At 72.7% G+C, this 21,010-nt stretch carries 16 protein-coding genes; 6 read left to right on the top strand and 10 right to left on the bottom strand.

Going from position 1 to position 21,010, the window contains the following annotated elements; translation table 11 throughout:
* Positions 1-3 precede the first annotated feature (3 nt).
* From AB0F81_RS04320 to AB0F81_RS04305, 4 genes are read right to left on the bottom strand one after another with little or no spacing between them, the layout of a single operon-like run.
* The gene (locus AB0F81_RS04320) at positions 4-867 is read right to left on the bottom strand and encodes a carbohydrate ABC transporter permease (protein ID WP_360190730.1); all 864 of its coding nucleotides are present in this window, start codon (positions 865-867) and stop codon (positions 4-6) included.
* Entirely contained in the window at positions 864-1,754 is an 891-nt protein-coding gene (locus tag AB0F81_RS04315; protein WP_360190727.1) for a sugar ABC transporter permease, read from the bottom strand. The genes AB0F81_RS04320 and AB0F81_RS04315 overlap by 4 nt, the downstream gene beginning before the upstream one ends.
* Entirely contained in the window at positions 1,751-2,779 is a 1,029-nt protein-coding gene (locus AB0F81_RS04310; protein WP_360190724.1) for an ABC transporter ATP-binding protein, read from the bottom strand. The genes AB0F81_RS04315 and AB0F81_RS04310 overlap by 4 nt, the downstream gene beginning before the upstream one ends.
* A gap of 4 nt (positions 2,780-2,783) precedes the next feature.
* The gene (locus AB0F81_RS04305; protein ID WP_360190721.1) at positions 2,784-4,184 is read right to left on the bottom strand and encodes a substrate-binding domain-containing protein; all 1,401 of its coding nucleotides are present in this window, start codon (positions 4,182-4,184) and stop codon (positions 2,784-2,786) included.
* A 93-nt stretch (positions 4,185-4,277) separates the two neighbouring features.
* Between AB0F81_RS04305 and AB0F81_RS04300 the strand changes: the two genes are divergently transcribed.
* The 5 genes from AB0F81_RS04300 to AB0F81_RS04280 all read left to right on the top strand — a co-directional run bounded on the left by AB0F81_RS04300 (position 4,278) and on the right by AB0F81_RS04280 (position 8,274).
* Positions 4,278-4,763: an Rrf2 family transcriptional regulator gene (locus AB0F81_RS04300; protein ID WP_360190718.1), complete on the top strand. Its 486-nt coding sequence runs from the start codon at positions 4,278-4,280 to the stop codon at positions 4,761-4,763.
* Positions 4,764-4,817: 54 nt separating this feature from the next.
* The gene (locus AB0F81_RS04295; protein ID WP_360190714.1) at positions 4,818-6,173 is read left to right on the top strand and encodes an FAD-binding oxidoreductase; all 1,356 of its coding nucleotides are present in this window, start codon (positions 4,818-4,820) and stop codon (positions 6,171-6,173) included.
* 51 nt (positions 6,174-6,224) lie between these two features.
* Positions 6,225-6,977, top strand: coding sequence for a class I SAM-dependent methyltransferase (locus AB0F81_RS04290; RefSeq protein WP_360190711.1), 753 nt, complete (start codon positions 6,225-6,227; stop codon positions 6,975-6,977).
* A gap of 70 nt (positions 6,978-7,047) precedes the next feature.
* Entirely contained in the window at positions 7,048-7,983 is a 936-nt protein-coding gene (locus tag AB0F81_RS04285) for a M15 family metallopeptidase (RefSeq protein ID WP_360190709.1), read from the top strand.
* A gap of 90 nt (positions 7,984-8,073) precedes the next feature.
* Positions 8,074-8,274 (top strand): hypothetical protein, encoded by a 201-nt coding sequence (locus tag AB0F81_RS04280; protein ID WP_360190706.1) that lies wholly within the window; start codon positions 8,074-8,076, stop codon positions 8,272-8,274.
* Here the strand turns inward: AB0F81_RS04280 and AB0F81_RS04275 are convergent.
* From AB0F81_RS04275 to AB0F81_RS04260, 4 genes are all read right to left on the bottom strand, one after another.
* Positions 8,264-13,435 (bottom strand): diguanylate cyclase, encoded by a 5,172-nt coding sequence (locus tag AB0F81_RS04275; RefSeq protein ID WP_360190703.1) that lies wholly within the window; start codon positions 13,433-13,435, stop codon positions 8,264-8,266. The genes AB0F81_RS04280 and AB0F81_RS04275 overlap by 11 nt on opposite strands.
* Positions 13,436-15,793 carry a bifunctional diguanylate cyclase/phosphodiesterase gene (locus AB0F81_RS04270; protein ID WP_360190700.1) on the bottom strand — a complete coding sequence of 786 codons (2,358 nt, stop codon included), beginning with the start codon at positions 15,791-15,793 and terminating at the stop codon, positions 13,436-13,438.
* Between the two features lie 99 nt (positions 15,794-15,892).
* Complete coding sequence (locus tag AB0F81_RS04265) at positions 15,893-16,648, bottom strand: MBL fold metallo-hydrolase (protein ID WP_360190698.1); 756 nt, start codon at positions 16,646-16,648, stop codon at positions 15,893-15,895.
* 69 nt (positions 16,649-16,717) lie between these two features.
* A complete protein-coding gene (locus AB0F81_RS04260) occupies positions 16,718-17,308 on the bottom strand; it encodes a TetR/AcrR family transcriptional regulator (RefSeq protein WP_360190695.1) in 591 nt (196 codons plus the stop codon).
* Between the two features lie 136 nt (positions 17,309-17,444).
* On the opposite strand from AB0F81_RS04260, the gene AB0F81_RS04255 reads away from it, so the two are divergent.
* Positions 17,445-18,269 (top strand): hypothetical protein, encoded by an 825-nt coding sequence (locus tag AB0F81_RS04255; protein ID WP_360190692.1) that lies wholly within the window; start codon positions 17,445-17,447, stop codon positions 18,267-18,269.
* Here AB0F81_RS04255 and AB0F81_RS04250 read toward each other — a convergent pair.
* On the bottom strand, positions 18,263-19,483 hold the full coding sequence (locus AB0F81_RS04250) for an alpha-amylase family glycosyl hydrolase (protein ID WP_360190690.1): 1,221 nt from the start codon (positions 19,481-19,483) through the stop codon (positions 18,263-18,265). The two genes, AB0F81_RS04255 and AB0F81_RS04250, sit on opposite strands and share 7 nt — an antisense overlap.
* A 21-nt stretch (positions 19,484-19,504) precedes the next feature.
* A partial coding sequence (locus AB0F81_RS04245) for a LuxR C-terminal-related transcriptional regulator (RefSeq protein ID WP_360190687.1) occupies positions 19,505-21,010 on the bottom strand: 1,506 nt, incomplete at its 5' end.

Below are 21,010 nucleotides of genomic sequence, written 5' to 3'. Positions count from 1 at the left end.
TTTTCAGCCTTTCACCGCGCCCTGGGTGAAGCCGGCGATGAAGCGGTCCAGGAAGACGTTGAAGACGATGGCGATGGGGATCGCCGCGAGCACCGTGGCGGCCTGCAGCGACTGCCAGAAGAAGACGTCGCCGCGGACCAGTTCGGTGGGCACGCCGGTGGAGAGCACCTTCTCGGTGGTCGGCGAGACGAACGCCAGGGCGTAGATGAACTCGCTGGCGGTCAGGGTGAACGCGAAGACCACCACCGCCACGATGCCGGGGAACGTCAGCGGGACCACGGCACGCCAGAACGCGGCGAGCCGGCTGAAGCCGTCCACCATCGCCTGCTCCTCGATGTCCCTCGGCACCGCCTTGAGGAAGCCGATCAGCAGCCAGATCGAGACCGGGATGGTGATGGTCGGGTAGATCAGCACCAGCGACCAGGTGGAGTCCTGCAGCCCGAGGCCGACGACCAGCCGGGACAGCGACAGGAACAGCAGGCTGGGCGGCACCAGGTAGACCAGGAAGATCGCGACGCCGAACCAGCCGGCCCACGGCCGGTCCAGGCGGGCCAGGGCGTACGCGGCCGGCAGCCCCAGCGACAGCGTGATCACCACGACCAGGACGCCGACCCACAGCGTGTTCCAGGCGAACGTGGTGAACGACGTGTTGTCGAACAGGTAGAGGACGTGGTCGGAGGTGGCCGGCCGGTTGTAGCGGAACGGGTTGTTCTCCGGGTTGTACAGGTCGCGGTTCTGCTTGAACGCGGTGACGATGCTCCACAGGAACGGCGCCGCGCAGATCAGGGCCGCCAGGATCGCGGCGAGGTAGAGCCCGGCCCGGGACGCGACGTGCCGCCGGGCGTACCTACGGCGCAGGTCGGTCATCGCACCTCCAGCTTGCGCACCGCGCGCAGGATCGCGATCGCCGCGGCCAGCAGCAGCGGGAACAGGAACAGCGCGATCGCCGCCCCCTGCCCCACGTCGCCGCCGTCGATGCCGCGGAAGAACGCCCAGCTGGTCAGCACCTGGGTGGCATTGTTCGGGCCGCCGTTGGTGAGCACGTCCACCACGGCCATGTCGGTGAAGGTGAAGATCGCCCCGAACAGCGCGGCGACCGCCGCCACCGGCAGCACCAGCGGGATGGTCACCTCGAACATCCGCCGCCAGTAGCCGGCGCCGTCGACGCGGGCCGCCTCGTCCAGGTCGCGCGGGATGGCGACCAGCCCGGCCACCATGATCACCGCGGCCAGCGGGGTGAGCCGCCAGACGTGCACCGCGATCACGCTGGCCATGGCCAGGCCCGGTTCGCCGAGCCAGTACATGTTGCCCTCGATCAGGCCGAGCTGGCGCAGCACCCAGTCGATCGGCGAGAAGATCGAGTCGAGCATCCAGAGCCAGGCGATCGAGGAGAGCGCCACCGGGGTGGTCCACGGCAGCAGCACCAGGAACCGGACCACCCACTTGCCGCGGAAGTCGGCGACCAGGATGTTGGCCAGCACCTTGCCGAGCACCACGATCAGCGCCATCGAGATCAGCGTGAAGACGAAGGTGTTGCCGAGCGAGCGCCAGAACACCGGGTCCTCGAAGACCCGCTGGAAGTTGCGCAGGCCGACCCAGTCGTAGGACGGATCGCCCGCGGTCACGTCGGACAGCGCGTAGCCGATCGCCAGCAGGAACGGCAGCGCCACCAGCGCCAGGATGTAGACCACGCTGGGCATCAGGAACAACCAGGCCAGCGTTCCGTCCCGGTCGGCAAGGCGGCGCGCGCTCATCGCGCGCCTCCGTTCGTACGGGTGCCGGACTCGGCGTCGAAATAGCGCAACCGGCGTTCCGGGACCATGAACGGCTGCTCCTCCCCCACCGCGACGTCGGCCTCCACGGTCGCCGGGAGGCGGGCCACCACGCGGGTGGGTTCGCCGACGCCGGTCGCGGTGCCGTAGACGTGCCGGTCGCCGGAGAGGTATTCGAGCCGGTCCACCTTCAGGCTCACCGGGAGCCCGCCACCGGGGACCACGCCGGCCGGGAACAGGTGCTCGGGGCGGAAGCCCACCAGCACGTCACCGCGCGGCACCAGGTTCATGGGCGGGGAGCCGATGAACGTCGCGACGAACGTGTCGGCCGGGTCGTCGTACACCTGCATCGGTGGACCCACCTGACGCACGCGACCCTGGGAGAGCACCGCGATGCGATCGCCGAGGCCCATGGCCTCGGTCTGATCGTGGGTGACGTAGACCGTGGTGGTGCGCACCTCGTCTTGGAACCGCTTGAGCTCGTCGCGCGCGCTCGCGCGCAGTTTCGCGTCCAGGTTCGACAGCGGCTCGTCGAGCAGGAAGACCTTCGGCTGGCGCACCAGGGCCCGGGCCAGTGCGACGCGCTGGCGCTCGCCGCCGGAGAGCTGCCGAGGCTTGCGGGCCAGCAGGTGGGAGATGCCGAGCAGATCGGCCGCCCACTTCGCCTTGCGGTCGCGTTCGGAGCGGTCGAGCTTGGCCGCACGCAGCGGGAAGACGATGTTGCCGAGCACGGTCTTGTGCGGATAGAGCGCGTAGCTCTGGAACACCATGGCGACCTGCCGCGCGCGGGGCGGCAGGCCGCTGACCACGTCGCCGTCGATCAGCACGTCGCCGTTCGTCTGCTGCTCCAGGCCGGCGATCATGCGGAGCAGCGTGGTCTTGCCGCACCCGGACGGGCCGAGGAGGACGAGGTATTCGCCCTCCTCGGTCACCAGGTCGATGCCGTCGACCGCGCGCACCCCGCCCGGGAACTCCTTCACCAGGTTCCGGACCTCGACGATCGCCACGCGTTCAGCCCTTGCCTACTAGACCCTGGGCCCGCCACTTCTCGAAGACCGCGTTGGCCTGCGCGGTGGCGGCGGCGACGGATTCGGTGGCGCTCTGCTCGCCGCGGGCGACCCGGGCGAACATGTTCGGGATGACGAAGGTGTTGAAGATCTCGCCCTCGGCGGTGTTGGCCGGGCCGGGGTAGCCGATGTTGACGCTCCACTTGGTCGCGTCGGTGAGCAGCTTCAACTTGTCCGGCGGCTTCGCGCCGAACGGGTCGGTGGAGAGCCAGCCGGACAACTCGGGCGTGCGCTCGGCGAAGGCGCAGAAGTCGTAGAGCTTGCTGGCGTACGTCGCGGCTTTGAAGTTGCTCGTGTAGTGGAGCAGGAACTCCTTGGCGGCGTCCGGGTTCGCGGCGTGCTTCGGGACGATCCAGTTGTAGAGGACGTGCTGCGCGGCGAACTGCCCGGCCGGGCCGCTCAGCGCCGGCACGAAGTGCACGTCGTCGGCGACCTGCGGGTTGGTGCCCTGCGAGGTGCGCCAGGCCGAGATCGAGTTGACGATGTACGACATCTTGCCCGCGACCAGGCCCTGGTTGTTGCTCGCGGCGTTCCAGGAGAAGACCTCGTTGGTCATGCTCTCCTTGAACAGCCGGGCCATGAACTCGACCGCCTGCACGGTCTCCGGCGAGTTCAGGACGACCCGTTCGCTCTCGTCCTGGATCGAGGCGCCGTGCGTCCACATCAGCCCGCGCAGCACCATGTTCGAGTCGATCTCCTGGGACATGCCCAGGCCCATCTGCACGTTCTTCGACTTCTTGATCTCGCCGCCGCCCTTGAGCAGGTCGTCCCAGGACGCCGGGCCGCTCGGGAAGCCGGCCGGCTCCCACAGCGACTTGCGGTAGTTGCCCGGGTCCGGGACCCAGCCCGGTGAGTACGCGTAGAACTTGCCGGTGCTCGGGTTGAAACTGGACTTCTGGCACAGCTCCAGCTGCTTGCCCCAGCGCTTGCCCGCCTCGTCGGTGAGGTCCTTGAGGTCGAGCACGCTCGGCTCGAACTGCGACAGCGGCGCGATGAACTGGATCATGTCGTGGCCCTGGCCGGCCGAGATCTCGGCGGCGATCCGGGTGGTGATCTGCGCCTGGTCGATGTGGTCGACCTTCACGTCGACGCCGGCCTTGGCGCCCCAGTCCTTGGCGAACTTGTCGAACCAGGTGTCGTGGCTGGGCACGAAGTGGCTCCACAGCAGGATGCTCAGGCCGCCGGAGAGCTTCTTCGACGGTTCCTCGTAGGTCTCGGCCGGCGCGCCGCCCGGTGCCCCGGTGGGGCCGCCCGGCCCGGCGTCCTCCTCACTCGCGCAGCCCGCGAGAAAGGCACCGACGGCCAGCGCACCCGTGGTACGTAGAAAGTTCCTCCTATTTGTCATCGGACGCTCCCTCTTCAGGTGTTCATCGATGACCGTAGAGTGTTGTGATCTAGATCACTAGCTTGCACTATCCTGGACATGTAGTGTCCAGGTATGCGGATGAGCGAAGGCGTCGAGTGGGCACTGCACACCTGCCTCAACCTGACCTGGCTGCCGGAGGACAAGCCGGTGCCCACGGCCAAGCTGGCCGCCTTCTACGAGCTGCCCGCGGCGTACCTGAACAAGCAGATGCAGGCGCTCTCCCGCGCCGGCATCGTCTCCTCGACGCCCGGCCCGCGCGGCGGGTTCCGGCTCGCCCGCGACCCGGAGCGGATCACGCTGCTCGACATCGTGGTCGCGATCGAGGGCCCGGAGGAGGCGTTCCGCTGCGAGCAACTGCTCCAGCAGGGGCCGGGCGCCGATCCCACGGTCGATTACCGCCAGGCGTGCCTGATCTCGCAGGCCATGCGGCGGGCTGATCTCGCGTGGCGGCGGGAGCTGGCGGCACAGACCATCGCCGACCTGAAGCGGTCGGTCGAGCAGCAGTTCCCCGCGACGCCGGGCAACACCGCCCATCGATTTTCCGCGCTGCGCGCCTGAGGCGCGTTTTTCGGACCTAATTCTAGACATCAGATATCCAGGATTGGAGCACTCATGTCCCTCACCTCCGCCGTCCGGGGCCAGGTCTGGCTGCCCGGCACAGCCGGCTTCGACACCGTCCGCCGGCCGTGGAACCTCGCCATCGAGCAGCCGGTCGACGCGGTCGTCGAAGCCGCCGACGCGGACGACGTCGCCGCACTCGTCCGGTACGCCCGCGGCGCCGGGCTGACCGTCACCACTCAGCCCAACGGGCACGGGGCGACCGGGCGTACCGCGGGCACCGTCCTGCTCCGCACCCGCCGCCTCGACTCCATCACGATCGACCCGGTCACCCGGCGCGCCCGGCTCGGCGCCGGCGTGGCCTCCGGCAGCCTGCAGGCCGCCGCCGCACCGCACGGCCTGACCGGCCTGCCCGGCAGCTCACCGGTGGTGAGCGTGACCGGCGTCGCGCTCGGCGGCGGCCTCAGCTGGTTCGGGCGGGCGCACGGGTGGGTGTCCGACAGCGTCCTCGCCTTCGACATCGTCGACGCCTCCGGGGATCCGCGGCAGGTCACCGCCACCTCCGATCCGGACCTGTTCTGGGCGCTGCGCGGCGGGGGCGGTGACTACGCCGTGGTCACCGGTCTGGAGATGGCGCTGCACCCGGCGCCGCACGTCTACGGCGGGCGTGTCCTATGGGCCGGGGAGCACACGGCTGAGGTCGTCGACGCCTTCCGGCGTATCGCCGCCACCGCACCGAACGAGCTGACTGTCTGGCTCGAACTGCTGCACTTCCCCGGCGCCGACCCGATGGTCGCCATCGACGTCACGCACCTCGGCTCCGCCGCTTCCCACCCCGCCGCCTCCCAGCCGACCGCTTCCCACCCCGCCGCCTCCCAGCCGACCGCTTCTCGACTCGCCGCCGAGGCCCGTGAGCTGCTCGCCCCGCTCGACGCCCTGCCGGCGCCGATCTCGGACAGCCGGCGGATCATGGCCGTCGACGAGCTCGGCTCGATCACCGCCGAACCGACCGACCCGAGCGCCGGCCTGTCGCACAGCGAATTCCTGACCGACCTGGACGACGGCACCGTCGCCAAACTCCTCGCCGATCCGATCGCTCCCCTGCTCAGCGTCCAGATCCGCCACCTCGGCGGCGCCTTCGCGCAGCCGTCCGACAGCCCGCACGGTCCGCTGACCGAACCCTTCGCGCTCTACCTGTTCGGCCTGGCCGACGACCCGGCCGCGGTCCTCGCCAAACAGGCCGCCCTCGCCGGGTCGCTGCCGGTCAGCGGGCGCAAGGTGTTCACCCTTCTCAACCCGCGAGAGACGGTCGCCGACGCCTTCACCCCGGAGACCGTGGCGCGCTTGCGCGCCATCAAGCAGCGGCACGACCCGGCGGGGCTCTTCCGCAGCAACTTCCCGGTCAGCTGAGCTGTGTGGCTGTCGGGGCATACCCTGCACACGCTGGAATGGAGGCGCTCGATGAGTGACGGGTTCTACTCGCACGCGAGGCTGTATGACCTGATGTTCCCGGGCGGCGGGCCCGCGGTCGACTTCTACCGGGCCAGCGCTGATCGGCAGGGCGGGCGCGTCCTCGAACTCGGATGCGGCACCGGGCAGAAGCTGATTCCCATCGCGGCCGACGGGCATCCCTGCGCCGGCCTGGACTTCTCAGCAGACATGCTGGCCGAGGCCCAGCGCAAGGCGGACGAGCGCGGTGCGGCGGTGGAATGGATACCGGGCGACATGCGGGCCTTCGATCTGGGCCGCACCTTCGACTTCGTGTTCATCGCCGCCAATTCCCTGCTGCATCTGCATGCGGCGGAGGATCTGGTGAGCTGCTTCCGGTCGGTTCGAAGACACCTGGCCCCGGGAGCCCGGTTCGTCTTCGACGTGTTCAACCCGAACGTGCGCCTCCTCGCCGAAGCCGACGGCGTGCGGCGCACCCGGGAGTCGTTGTCGTTCAGGGATCCGGACCGTGGCGACGTCCGGGTCGATGTCACTGAGATCTACGATGCGCCGGCGCAGGTCACCCGCGGGACGTGGCACCTCTCGACTGACGCGGAGCCCGACTTCGTCGTCGCACCGCTCGAAATCAGGAGCATCTTCCCGCAGGAGCTGCCGCTGCTCCTCTCGCTCGGCGGCCTCCGGCTCGTCGAGCGCCTCGGCGACTGGTCCGGTCGGCCCTTCGCCGCGGATACGCCACTGCAACTCTGTATCTGCGAGTCCGCGTGATCAGGCATCCCATCAGCGGGCAATCCTCTGTTCTCAGGACAAAAAACCCATGCAGCGCGAGCCTGAAGCTATGTGGAAATGCCCGTCGCTGCTGCTCGCCGCCTTGCTCATGACGACGCCGACCGTGCCCGCGCAGGCGGTGGACCCTGCCGAGAAGCCGATCGAGGTCCGGCTGGAACAGGCGCCGCCGGCGCGAGGCGCGCTGCTACCGGCTCAGTCGGAGCAGGCCGAGAGGTCTCGCAAGGCGGCGGCGAAAGCCGGACCGGCCACACCGCGGCAGAGTGCGCACATCGTGCGGACCGGCGACACTCTCCGCCGGATCGCGGCCCGGCACGGAGTGCGCGTGGCTGACCTGCGCAAATGGAATCGGTTGGGCAGGAACTACCGGCCGCAGGTCGACGGGCTGCTGCGGTTGACCGCCCCGGCCACCCCGCTGCCCGCCTGGCGCACCCGGACGGAGACGGTGACGGCGACCGAGGCCAACGGCGACCCCGCGAAGCAGTGCCCGGTTCCGACCGCCGACCTGCGCCGCATCTGGGTGCGTTACCTCGACTATCAGGGTGTCGCCCGCAACGGCAGCCTGATCATGCACCGGAGCCTGGTGGCGCCGACACAGCGGGCGTTCGCCGCCCTCTACCACTGGCGGTTCCCGATCATGGTGATGCAGCCGGCCGCGGTGAACATGCCCGGCCTCACCGACAAGAGCGTGCTGACCAGCGGTTACGAGTGCCGCTACGTGGCCGGCACGACCACCTGGTCACAGCACTCCTACGGCCGGGCGATCGACGTGAACCCCCGGCAGAACCCGATGATCCGCGGCACCTACCCGAACCACACCTACCTGGACCCGCCGAACAGCGCCACCTGGCTGGCCCGCGACCGTTTCTGGCCCGGCATGGTCCACGCCGACGGCGCGGTCCGCGCCTTCACCACCAACGGCTTCGCCTGGGGCGGCCGCTGGACCACTCTCAAGGACTACATGCACTTCAGCACCACCGACCGCTGACCAGCTCAAATGGAGATCAGCCCGTCGTCTGGGCCGTGGAAGCCACTCGGACCGTCGAACGCCATAAGCCGGCCACCTACACTGCGCGCCATGGATCTCAGTGCTCGGCATGTGCGCAACGTTGGCACCTTCGCGTCGGTGGCGGGTTTCTGCTGGTTGGTGCTGCTCGGCGACAGCAGCTACGACAGGTGGCGGATGCTGGCCGCGGTGACCCTGATCGGTGGCCTGCTGCTGCGGATCGAGGCGGCGGTGCTCGACGGCCGGGCGGCGAACACCGAGGTCAGCCGGTGACGACGCGGTTGCGGCCGGACTCCTTGGCTCGGTAGAGGGCGTGGTCGGCCCGGGCCAGCAGGTCGTCGAGGGAGCCGTCGCCCGACTCCAGGCGGGTCAGGCCGACGCTGATGGTCACCGGGACGGGACCGGCCTGGGTTTGGACCGGCTCGGCGGAGACGGCCTGGCGCATGCGTTCGGCCAGTTCGGTGGCGTGGCCCTCGTGGTCGGGCAGGACCACGGCGAACTCCTCGCCGCCGTAACGGCCCAGGACGTCCGAGTGGCGCAGGCGGGCGCGGACCCGCGCGGCGACGGTACGGATGACCTCGTCGCCCACCCCGTGACCGTACGTGTCGTTGATGGCCTTGAACTTGTCGATGTCGAGCATGGCCGCGGCGAGCTGGCGGCCGTTGCGTGACGCCGCCTGGACCAGGGCGCCGGCGATGGCGTAGAAGTGCCGGCGGTTGTGCTGGCCGGTCAGCTCATCAGTGGTGGCCAGCTCGCGGACCCGGCTGAACAGGCGCGCGTTCTCGTACGCTGCCATGCCCTGCGTGGCGAGAGCCGCCGCGACCTGGCGGCTGGTGTCGTCGAGGCCGGTGCCGCCCAGCAGAACCAGCCCGGCGCATTCGTCGCGGGCCCGCAGCGGCACGGCCAGGGTGACCGGCGCGCCGCCGAACAGGCGATCCCGCAGGCCGGCGGTCTCGGCCGGGTCGAGCAGCACCGGGGAGCCCTCCGGGCGCTCGGCCAGGTCGACGACGCTGCCGAGCAGTTCGGCGGGCGCCTGGCCGACCACCTCGACGACCTCGCCGCCGGCGCCGAGCAGGCAGCCGGCGGAGGCGCCGAGCTGGGTCTGCAGGGTGACGCAGAGCTGCCGCAGCAGCTGGTCCGGTTCCAGGATGGTGCTGAGTTCGGCGAGGCTGGCGCGCAGCATCTCGGCGAGGGCCTGCTGCTGCCGGGCGGCCTGGACGGCGGAGTGCAGCTGCGCGGCCCGGGCGGTCTCCAGCGACACCGCGACGTGGCTGGTCACGGCGGTCAGCACGGCGACGTCGTCGTCGGTGAAGATGCCCCGGGCCAGGCGGCTGTCCAGGTAGACGACGGCCACCAGGCGGCCCTTGAACTGCACCGGCGCGACCAGGATGCTGCGCAGGCCGTGCACGACGGCGCTGCGGGAGCCGAGCGCGGCGCCCTGCTCGGTGCCGGTGACCACCAGCGGCTCGCCGGTCTCGGCGACCCGGCGGACCAGGGTGGCGCCGTACTCGGTGGTGTCGGCCAGGTCGCCGGAAGCGTCCCGGCCGGCGAAACGGACCGGCTCGCCGGACTCGTCGAGCAGGAAGAACAGGGCCCGCTCGGCGCCGAGGATGCGCAGCATCTCGTCGAGCGCGACCTGGGCGAGCTGCCGCGGGTCGAGGATGGTGGCGGCCGCGGTGCCGATCTGCTGGAGCGCGTCCAGGTGCCGGTTGCGGCCGGAGCTGGGCCGACGCTCCGCGACGGTCCGCCGGTGCGTGCCGGCGCCCTCGTCCACGCCGAACTCGGTGCGGGTCTGCCGGCGCCGCTGGTCCCAGCCGTGGAAGACGGCCAGGCCGAGGGCGAACCGGGCCTGCCGGTCGGCCTCGTTCGCCATGCCGAGCGCCCGGAACGCGCGGGCCCGGATGCGGCACACCTCGTACTGGATGAACGGCGCGTCGACCGCGCGCAGCCGGCGCTCGGCCTCGTCGGCGGTACGGATGCAGCGCTGGTGGTCGCCGGCCACGTAGAACAGCGAGGCCTTCGTGGTCTGGTGCACGGCGCGCAGCAGCGGGGTGCCGCCGACCTTGCCCAGCTCGTCGATGGCCTTGCGGGCCACCTCCAGCCGGCGCGGGCGCTCCTCGTCCGGCGCGTACCGCAGCTGGATCAGCCGGGCGTGCGCCTGGTAGACGTAGATCCACTTGTGCTGCGGCATGAGATCGCCCGGGCGCAGCCCGAGGGCGTGGAACTCGGCGAGCACGTCCTCGATCTGCTGGCCGACCTCGCCCTGTTCCAGCAGGAGGCAGGCGGCGGCGGTGAGGATGTTGGCCCGCTGGACCCGGGTGCCGGTGCCCTCCGGGAAGGCGGCGCGCAGCCGCTGCAGTGCCGCGGCGGCCTCGCCGAAGCGGCTCTGACCGGCCGGGATCATCACGCTGAGCATGCCGAGCGAGGTGCCGAGGGCACTCTGCGGGTCGGCCAGGTGGCTCATGCCGCGCTCGAACTCGCGCTCGCTCTCCGCGATGTAGCCGCGCAGCAGGAAGCGCAGGCCGAGGGTGGCGTAGCCGGGGATCAGCTGGGCCGGCACGTACCACCGGATGTTGCGGGTGATCACCTTCTCCCAGGCGGTGCCGTCGTCGTAGCCGCCGAAGAGCAGCGCACAACCGCGCATCCACTCCACGTAGGCGGCCAGCGCCGGGTCTCCGAGGTCGGCGGCGACCCGGGCGGCCCGGCGCAGGCAGCGCTCGGAGGTGCCGCGCAATTTGATCACTGCGGTCACGTAGCCGATCAGCGAGTAGATCCGGGCGTACTCCCGGCAGGGGCCGATCCGGTTGACCGCGTACAGGCCGCGCAGGGCGAGGACAGCGGCCTCACGCAGGCGCAGCCCGATCCCGGCGGCATAGCCACCGGCGTCGAGCACGGCGGTGAGCGCGGCCAGCGTTTCCCGCCGCCGGCCCTGTGCCGTGCCGAAACCGATCCGGGTACGCCGGACGAACCCGCCCGCCATGGCGATGAACAGCGTCGTGATCAGCACCAGCAGGCCGGGCCCGGACAGTGGCCGGCGCAGCTCGCCCAGGGCGGCGCGGGTCGCGACCAGTGCCTTCTCGTCGTCGAAGACCGTATGGTGCAGCTCGATCTTGATGGTGAGCAGCCGCGCCCGGACCAGGCGGTCCGGCTCGCCGGCCAGGGCGCGGTCCAGCACCTCCGCGCACTCGTCGAACCGGCCGGCCCAGAGGTACGCCCGGGCCAGCGGATCCAGCAGGGCGGTGCCGGGCGCCGTCTCGTCCGCGATGGCCTCGGTCAGGTAGTCGATCGCCTCGCCGGGCGCCTGGTCGGCGAGGGCACGCAGGCCGGCCGCCGCGGCGCTGCGCCGCCGGGCCTCGGGCGGGACCAGGTCACCGGCGCGCCGGTGGTGCCGGGCCACCGCGTAGGCGTGGCCCTCGTCGCGCAGGTCCTCCGGCAGCTGTTCCAGCGCGCCGGCCAGCGACGCGTGCATCCGCCGCAGCTCGTCCTCGCCGGTGCGGTCCAGCAGCACGTCACGCAGTTGCGGGTGGACGAACGCGTACCAGCCGCCGGGGCGGGGTTCCAGCACGTGCCGGTCGACGCCGGCGGCGAGGGCGGCCACCACGTGGTCGGGGTCGCCGATGGTGAGCAGCGGCTCGGGACGGAACCGGACGCCGGCCACGGCCGCGACGGTCAGGCAGGCGAGCGCCTGGCCGGGCAGCTGCTCGAGCCGGGTGGCGAACAGGTCGCGGACGTCGGCGGTGGCCGGCAGCGCGTCGGCGCCGGCGGTGTCCAGCCGCCAGGTCCCCCAGAACGGGCTGAGCAGGCCGGCGTCGAGCAGCCGCAGCAGGTGGCTGACCACGGCGAGCGGGGTCCCGTCGGTGCGGGTGGTCACGTAGCGGGCCAGCTCGGCGGGCACCTCGGCGCCGGGCAGCCGTGACGTGATCAGCTCGGCGACCGCCGGCGCGGGCATGGGCGCGCAGGTCACCTCGAGCGCGCCGGCCGCGCCCAGGGCAGTGGCCGGGTCGGCGGCCTCGTCGGGCGCGGTGAGCAGCAGCAGGACCGGCAGGGCGGACAGCTCGGCGACGAGCTTGGTGAGCAGCTGCCGGGTGCCGGAGTCGAGCTGGTGTGCGTCGTCGACGACCAGGAGCAGCCCGCCGGAACGGGTGGCCAGGTCACCGAAGAACGCGACGCCGGCCGCGAGGACGTGCTCCTCGCCGCCGGGCGCCGAGGCGACGGGTTCGGCGGTCGCCGGGCCGAGTTCGCCGAAGAGTTTGCCGATCATGGCCGGTCCAGCCACGGCAGAGGCCTCGGCGATCTGCGCCTCGACGGCCGCACGCCGCTGCTCGGGCAGCCGGCGGACGGTGGCCAGCCAGCTCTCGACCGCCTCGCGGGCGGCGGACAGCGGCGACTCGTCCGGGCGGCCGGTGGCCCACAGCACCGGGACCCCGTCGTCCCCGGCCTGCCGGGCGATCTCCTCGGCGAGCCGGGTCCGGCCGGAGCCGGGCCCGCCGCGAACCACCGCGACACCACCCTGGCCGGCCCGGGCGCGTTCCCAGCGGCGGGTGAGCCGCCCGGCCTCGGCGTCGCGGCCGCACAACGGCCAGCCGGTCACCGCCGGACGTTCGGCGGCCTCGCCGCCGGGGCAGCCGCGCAGGTCGGCGAGGAGCGCGGCGGCGTCGGGGTAGCGGTCGTCCGGGTCCTTGGCGAGCAGCCGGTAGACCACCGACGCGAGCGTGGGATCGACGCCGGGGCGCAGCTCCGCCAGGTCGGGCACCGGGGCGGCCAGGTGCAGGCGCAGCAGCTCACCGACGTCGTCGGCCTCGAACGGCAGCCGGCCGGTCAGGCACTCGAAGAGCACGACGCCGAGCGAGTACAGGTCGGAGCGCCCGTCGACCGGGCGCTTGAGCATGCCGGACTGCTCCGGCGGCGCGTACAGGAAGGTGCCGACCGCCTCGTCGTCGCCGGCGGCCTGGCTGTCCAGCTGGGCCAGGCCGAAGTCGATCAGCTTGGCCGGGCGATCCCCGGACACCATGATGTTGCCGGGCTTGATGTCGCGGTGCACCAGGCCGAGCCGGTGCGCGGCGGCCAGGCCGCGGGCCAGCTGGGCGGCGATCTCGACCACCCGCTCCTGGCTCATCAGGCCGCCGGCGAGCAGGTCGGCGAGCGAGCCGCCGGGCAGGTGCTCCAGGACCAGGGTGGGTGCGCCGTCGAGCTCGCCGGCCGCGTGCACGCCGACCACGCCCGGGTCGGCGATGCAGGCCAGCAGCGCCGCCTCCCGGTGGAAGGCGGCCCGGATCTCCGGGTACGCCTCCGGGTCGGCGAGCGGGCGTTTCACCGCGAACCACCGGTTGCCGTGGCGGGCCCGGTGAACCATCGTGAACGCGCCCCGGCCGAGCTCCTCCCCGACCTCGAGGTCGGTCAGCTCCGCCGGCCGCGCCCGTCCTGAATCCGTCACCTACACACTCACTCCGCATCCGGCGTCGTTCTGCTGATCGGCTGAAAGCGGGCAGAACTGAACACTGTCGGCGAACATCACGGCCAGGTCGGGCGCGGGAATCGGGCGCGCGAAGTGGTAACCCTGGCCGCGGTCGCAGCCCAGAGCCCGCAACAGGTCGGCGTGGTACGCGGTCTCCACCCCCTCGGCAACCGTGGTCAGTCCGAGGCTACGCGCCAGATCGACGATCGTACGCACCAGCGCTGTCTGCTGTGCGTCACCGGCGCCGTGACCGTTCCCGGCAGGCATGAACGAACGGTCGATCTTCAGCACGTCGATCGGCAGGTCCCGCAGGTAGGCCAGCGAGGAGTAGCCGGTGCCGAAGTCGTCGATCGCCACGCGTACGCCCTCGGCCCGCAACGTGCTCAGATGGACCAGCGCCTGCTGGGTGTGCGTGCCGGACCGGACCAGCACGCCCTCGGTGATCTCCAGGGTGAGCGCGGCGGCCGGCAGGCCGCTGTCGCGCAGCGCGGCGACGACCTTGGCGGTGAACCGCGGGTCGATCAGCTGGCGCGGGGAGACGTTGACGGTGAGGGTGGTGCCCCACCGCCGGTACCAGGGCGCGGCGTCCCGGCAGGCGCGGCGCAGCACCCACTCGCCGAGCGCGACGATCAGGCCGCTGTCCTCGGCGGCCGGGATGAACCGGTCCGGGCCGATCGGCGCCTGGCCGGGCGGGATCCACCGGACCAGCGCCTCGGCGGCGGCCGGCGCCCCGGTCTCCAGCGACACGATCGGCTGGTAGTGCACGGCGAACTCGCCGGCGTCGACGGCCGCCCGCAGCCGCTCCAGCAGCCGGATGCGCTCGTGCTGCTCCTCGCGCATCGCCACGTCGAAGTGCACGGCGCAGTCCTTGCCGGCCGCCTTGGCGGCGTAGAGGGCCAGGTCGGCGTCGGCGAGCAACTGGACCGCGTCCGAGCCGGGCTCGATCACGCGGACGCCGGCGCTGGCCGTCACGTGCAGCGTCTGGCCGGCGGCGGGCAGCGGCCGGCGGATCGCCTCGACCAGCGGCAGGCCGTCCCGGCCGGGGTTCAGCAGCAGCGCGAACTCGTCGCCGCCGAGCCGCGCGACGGCCTCGCCGGGGCCGGCCAGCTCCCGCAGCCGCCCGGCGACCGCGATCAGCAGGGCGTCCCCGGTCGGGTGCCCGAGACGCTCGTTGACGTCCTTGAACCCGTCCACGTCCAGCAGGACCAGCACACCGCCGGCGCCGCCGGCGGCGGTGTGCGCGATCAGGCTGGTCATCTCCACCCGGTTGGGCAGGCCGGTCAGCGCGTCGTGGCGGGCCTGGTGGCTCAGCGACCGCTGCAGCCCGGCCTGCTCGCGCAGCGAGTCCTTCAGGCGGGCGGCGCGCCGGTTCGCCGTCCAGCTGGCGTGGCTGGCCCGGATGACCAGCAGCACCGCGGTGAACGCGGTCGCCACCAGCGGCACGACGAGGTCGAACCGGTCCAGATCGCTACCGGATTCCTCGCCGACGACCAGGTACGTCGTGGCGGCCGGCCCGACCAGCACGAGCACCACGTTGAGCGCGATCGTGCGCCATCCGTGTCCGCTGCCGTCACCGTCCTGCTCGCCGGCCCGGACCCGCGCGTCCGGGTGCAGGGCCGCCGCGCCGATCAGCAGGAACGCCAGCACCCAGCCGGCGGCACTCCACGCCGGGCCGGCCCAGGATCCGCCGTTCGCGGTCGCCACGAAGTAGACGACGTCGGCGGCGGTCAGCACGAGCGCGGCCGCGATCAGCATGAGATCGGACCGGGTGAGCCGGCGCAGCACCACCACCAGCCGGGTCACCGCGGCCAGCACCAGCAGGTCCAGCCAGGGGTAGGCGATCACGCCGGGTGAACCCGGCCACGGACCTTGGTCGTGGACGAAGGGGTCGTAGAGCAGCACCCAGACCAGCACCGAGCCGGTGCAGAGCACGATCCCGCCCTCGACGACGCCGGACCAGCGCGACCGCAGCCGCTCGCCGGGCAGACCGAGCAGGCCGATCATGAGAAGCACGTACATGCTCAGGTAGAGAAGATCGACCGCGGAGAACCGCATCGCGATCGGCCGGCCGGCGGCCAGCTCGATCCCCCAGATCGCGTTGGCGGCGGCGCAGCAGACCATCGCGGCCGCTGTCGCCCGCCACGGCCAGCGCCGGGCCGGGCGGTGCCGGCAGGCGCCGGCCACGACCGCGGCGAGCGCCGCGCCGGAGGCGACGACGTACGCCACCTGCCGGGTCACCTCGTCCATCAGCGGGGCGGCGACCGCCACCAGGACACCGACGATCAGGCACCACGACCAGGCGCGATCCCGGGCCGTACGCCACGAGTTCCGGTCCACCGGCACACCCCTCCGTCGTTCTGCCCTGACCCGGCCACGATGACCGGCCCAGGGTGCGGAAGGGTTGCAGGCCGGGCTCCGCGGGGGAGCCGGCCCGGATCAGAGCGAGGCGGCCAGTTGCTTGAGCGCCGCGGCGGCGTTGCTGGTGAGCGGGTCGCCGTGGCCGGGCAGGATGGTCTTCACGTCGAGCGCCGCGAGCTTCTTGACGGAGACGGCGGCTTTGTCCGGATCCTCGGTGTACTGCGGCGCGGCGCCCTCCAGCCCGTTCTCGTTGCGCAGCGCGTCGCCGGCCACCAGGACGCCGGTCGCCGGCTCGAAGACCGACACGTGTCCCGCGGTGTGCCCGGGCGTGCCGATGATCCGCAACCCGAAGACCTCGTCGCCGTCGGCGATCGCGGTCATCGGCTTGTCCGCGTTGATCCCCTGGATGTCGGCCTGCCCCGCATAGAGCTTGGCGGTGACCAGCGGAACCACCCCGGCGAGCCCGCCCGCGTGGTCCTGGTGCTGGTGGGTGAGGATGACGTGTTTCACCGCCGACCAGTCGCAGCCGGCCGCTTTCAGCCCGTCGCCGATGGCGGTCTCGGAGCCGGCGGTGCCGGTGTCCACGACGGCCGCCTCCTTGCCGCGGATCAGCAGGTAGGCCGAGACGAACGAGAGGTTCACCCGGTGCCAGTCGCCGGTCACCGCGGTGCCGCCGGCCGGGCCCGAGGAGCCGCCCGGGGCCGGCGCGGTGGTGGCGGAGGAGGCCGGCTCGCCCGAGTCGGAGCAGCCGGTCAGGGTGTTGAGGACGGTCACGCCGAGCACACCGGAGCCGGCGGTGAAGAGCAGTCTGCGGCTGAGTCTGAGGTCCCTCATTCCCTCATCGTGGTGCGCGACCGGGCCGGCCGGCTGCCCCACACCGACGGATCGTTGCCCTATCGACACTCAGCGCAGCCACGGCCGCAGGCAATAGTCGATCATCCGCAGCTGCCGGGCCGGCTCGGCCAGGTCGGATCCCATGATCGCGTGCACCTGCTGGCCCACCGCGATGGAGAGCAGCACGTCGATCACCTCCTCGACCGGGGTGGCCGGGTCGAGCCGGCCGTCCCGGACCGCCTCGGCGAGGTGGCGGCCGAGCAGGTCGTGCCAGTGATCGTCGACGTCCGCCCGGGTGGCCGCGATCTTGTCGTTGGCGGCCAGCCGGCCCCAGAAGCCGACCACCACGTACGCCTCGTCGACGGTCTCCTTCTCCAGCGGGAGGATCTCGCGCAGCATGGCGCGCACCGCGTCCAGCCCGCGCAGCTCGGCGGTGGCCGCCGCGATCCGCGCGTTGGTCCGGTCGGTGATCCGCTGGTACGCCCCGGCCGCCACCGCGTCGAACCCGTCGAAGTAGTGCCAGAGCGCGCCGGTGCCGACCCCGAGCTCGGCGGCGATCGCGCGGGTGGTCGCGGCGGGCAGCCCGTCCCGGGCGACGACCGTCAGGTACGCCTCGATGATCTCGTCGCGCCGCTGGTCGTGATCGACGATCTTGGGCACTCTTCTCCTCCCGAAGCCGTTGGTGAGGCTAAGTGTTGTGCACCTGACAGTCCACTTCGGGGCTGCGGGACACACGCCGGACCCGGCGCCCGGCATGCTGAGAAGCCGGTACTGGTCGAGCGTGGCGAGGTGAGTGATGACGATGGCGGCCCCGCTGGACCCGGTGGCCGGCGCCGACGAGGAGCGGGTGATCGCCCTGATCACCGAGCTGACCACGGCCGTGCTCCGGGAGGCGCCGGCACCGGTGGTGGTCTGGGGCACGCACGGGCGTGATCCGGTGCCCGCGCTCGACGACGTGCTCTCTCGCGTGCAGGATCGGTGGCTGCGACGGCTGAGCGCGGCTGACCGGCTGGCCGTGCGGGTGGCCGCGCTGCTGCGCTCGCCGCGGCCGACGCCGGTGTCCGACGCGGTGATCGCGTGCCGTCTCGCCGCCGACTGCGGGCATCCCGTGGAGCTGCCCGAGTTCACCTCGCTGACCTGCGGCTCGGTGAAGCCGGGCCGGCGCGGGGTGTGGTCCGCCGAGGTCGGCACCCGGCCCTACGGGGTCGGGCACATCGGCGACTACGGCAGCATCCGGGCGGCGAACGCGGCGGTCTGGGACACCGTGGAGAGCAACCGGGAGACGCTGCGCGCCCGGATGCGCGCGGCCTCGCCGCTGCTCGCCGAGGTCGCCGGCCGCGCCTGGGAGGAGCCGCAGGTCGCCGTCTGGGCCACCCCCGCACAGCGCGACGAGGACGACCCCGAGCTGGTGACGATGCACCAGATCGCGCACCGGGCCCGGGTCCGGGTCAGCCGGGTCGAGGAGTGGCGGGCCCAGCACGCGGCCTTCCCGCCGCCGGAGCAGGGCACCTCGGTGTGGTTCTGGCCGCTGGTGCGGCGCTGGCTCACCGACACCGGGCGGGTGCCCGCCCTCGGCTTCGCCGCCGACCGGCCGGTCCTGCCCCGCGAGCTGGGTTACTGATCGGGGCTGATCGCCCAGTCGTGGGCCGGCACCTCGGCCGTCCCGCTCGGGAAGCGGTAGGGCTCGTCGCCGACGTTGAGCATCAGGACCAGCCGGTTCGCCGCGTCGTCCGGGTCGGTGCAGGCGAACGCGGCCGCCTCGTTGGTCAGGTGCAGGGTCTCGGTGCGGGCCCGCGCCAGCCACGGGTGCCGGCGCCGCACGCTGATGAGGCGCTGGTGCAGGTGATAGGTGGCCCAGCCGTACGGGGCGAGCCCGGCCGGCGACGCCGGATATTCCGGGCGGACCGCGTCGTCCCCGCCGGCCCGGTCCTCCTTGACGCCGCGGAAGGCCTGCTCGTCGCCGTAATAGATGCTCGGCACCCCGCCGACGGTCAGCAGCACGGCCAGCGCGTGGCCGAGGTGGCGTTCGTCGTCCAGGCGGCTCGCCAGCCGGGTGACGTCGTGGTTGCCGACGAAGGTGAGCGGCCTGCCCGCGGCGAGCACGTCGCGGTGCCGGTCCAGGGCCCAGGCCAGCTCGAACAGGTTGCCGTCGTTGAGGCTGCTCCAGATCGCCTTCCACAGCTCGTACTGGGTGATCCCGTCGAGGGTGCTCTCCCGCAGGTAGCCGGTGTAGTCGCCGTGGATCACCTCGCCGCCGAACCAGGCGTCCGGGAACCGCGGCCGGACCCGCTCCAGCGCGGCCCGCCAGAACGCCGGCGGCACCGCGTAGGCCGCGTCCAGCCGCCACCCGGAGGCGCCCCGGTCCAGCCAGTGGCTCAGCACCCGGACCACGTGGTCGAGGACCTCCGGCTCGTCGTGGTCCAGCTCGATCAGGCCGGAGTGGCCCTCGAAGACCGCGAAGTCGTCCGGGCCGGGACCGGTACGCCGGAACCAGCGCTCCCGGTCGGGCACCGGGAAACCCCGCCCCACGTGGTTGAAGACGCCGTCCAGGATCACCCGCAGGCCCCGCTCGCGGGCGGCCGCGATCAGCTTGTCGAAGTCCGCGTCGTCACCGAGCCGCGGGTCGACGCGGAAGTGGTCGACCGTGTCGTACCCGTGCGACTCGGACGCGAAGATCGGCCCGAGCTGCAACCCGGAGACGCCCAGCTCGATCGCGTAGTCCAGCCAGTCGACGATCCGGGTGAGCCGGTGCGAGCCGGGCTCGGCGTGCAGCGCGCCGGTGAAGCCGAGCGGGTAGACGTGCCACCAGATCGCATGGTCGATCCACGAACCCACCAGGGGCCTCCACTCGGTGTCTCAGTCGCGCGGCGCCGGCGGGAGCTGACGGCGCGACGTCACGTCCAGCTTGCGGAACACCTTACGCAGGTGGTGATCGACCGTGTTGGCGCTGAGGAAGAGCTGGGCGGCGATCTCGCCGTTGGTGGCGCCCGAGGCAGCGAGCCGGGCGATCGCCGCCTCCTGCGGCGTGAGCACCCCGGCCGGGTGCCGGCGCCCGGATCCTCCGGTGGCGTCGAGTTCCTGCTCGGCGCGGGCGGCGAACCCGTCGGCCCCGATCCGCTCGAACATCTCCAGGGCGGTGCGCAGTTCGGCGCGAGCGTCCCGGCGGCGCCGCTGCCGGCGCAGCCACTCCCCGTGCAGCAGGTGCGCGCGGGCCAGATCGAGGCGGGCCGCAGTGCCGGTGAGCCGGGTGATCGCGAGCCGGTACGGCTCCTCCGCGGCGGACGCCGGTGCGAGCAGCGCCTCGGCGCGGGCGAGCACTCCGAGCGCCCAGTCGGTGCCGGCGGCCGTGGCGCGCACGCGCAGCACCTCCAGCGCCCGGCCGGCGAGGACCCGGTCGCCGCTGCGCATCGCCGCCTCGACCAGGTCGGGCAGCACCCGCGGGTGCAGGCCCAGGGTGTCGGTCTCGAACACCTCGCGCGCCGCCACCCGGGCCCGGGTGTAGTCCCCGCACCCCAGGTGCAGCAGGACCAGGCCCATCCGGATCAGCGACTGGATCGACCCGGCGCCGAGCCACCCGGCGGTGTCCAGCGCGGACTCCAGGACGCCCGCGGGTTCGGTGGTCCGGCTGCGCAGGGCGAGCAGCTCGGGATGCCGGTGGACGGTCCACAGCTCGTCGGTGGCGCCGATCGCCGCCCGTGCCTGATCGCTCTCCTCCAGCAGGGCGACGGCGGCCGCGGTCTCCCCCAGCTGCAACTCCACGGACGCCGCGCAGTAGAGGGCGACGACCAGCCGCCACAGCGCGCCGGACGCCCGCGCGGTGTCGATCGCCCGCCGCCACACCGCGCGGAGCAGGCCGGCGTCCCAGAGCGGGGTGGCCAGCACCGCCCCGGTCAGGTGCCGGCGCAGCACCTGCTCGCCGGGCAGGGCCGGATCCAGCAGCGCCTCGGCGGCGCGCCGGATTCGCGGCAGCGCGTCCTCGGTGGACCCGGCCAGGCCCAGGAAGGCGTCCAGCGACAGGTCGGCGAGCGTCGGGCGCCCGGCAGCCGCGGACAGCCGCGCCGCCAGGCCGGCGATCTCCGCCGGGCCGGTGTCGTCCAGGTGCCCGGCGCGGATCGTGTGCTCGACGGCTTCCACCAGGGCCACGCGAGCCAGGCGTGGCTCAGCGCCGGCCAGCGCGCGAGCGGCCTCGACGCAGAGACCGGAGGCTTTCCCGTACGACCCGGCGCCGCCCAGCATGACCAGGGCGCCCGCCCGCACGATCAGGGCCCGGCCGCGGGCCGTCCCGGTGGCCGGCGCCTCCTGCGGCAGGCCCGCCTCGGCCAGCCGCAGGGCCTGCAGCGGCGCGCCCGCGGTGAGGGCGCC

It is taken from the genome of Actinoplanes sp. NPDC024001 (assembly GCF_040638955.1).
Lineage (GTDB): Bacteria > Actinomycetota > Actinomycetes > Mycobacteriales > Micromonosporaceae > Actinoplanes.
This window is presented reverse-complemented; position numbering and strand designations above follow the sequence as displayed.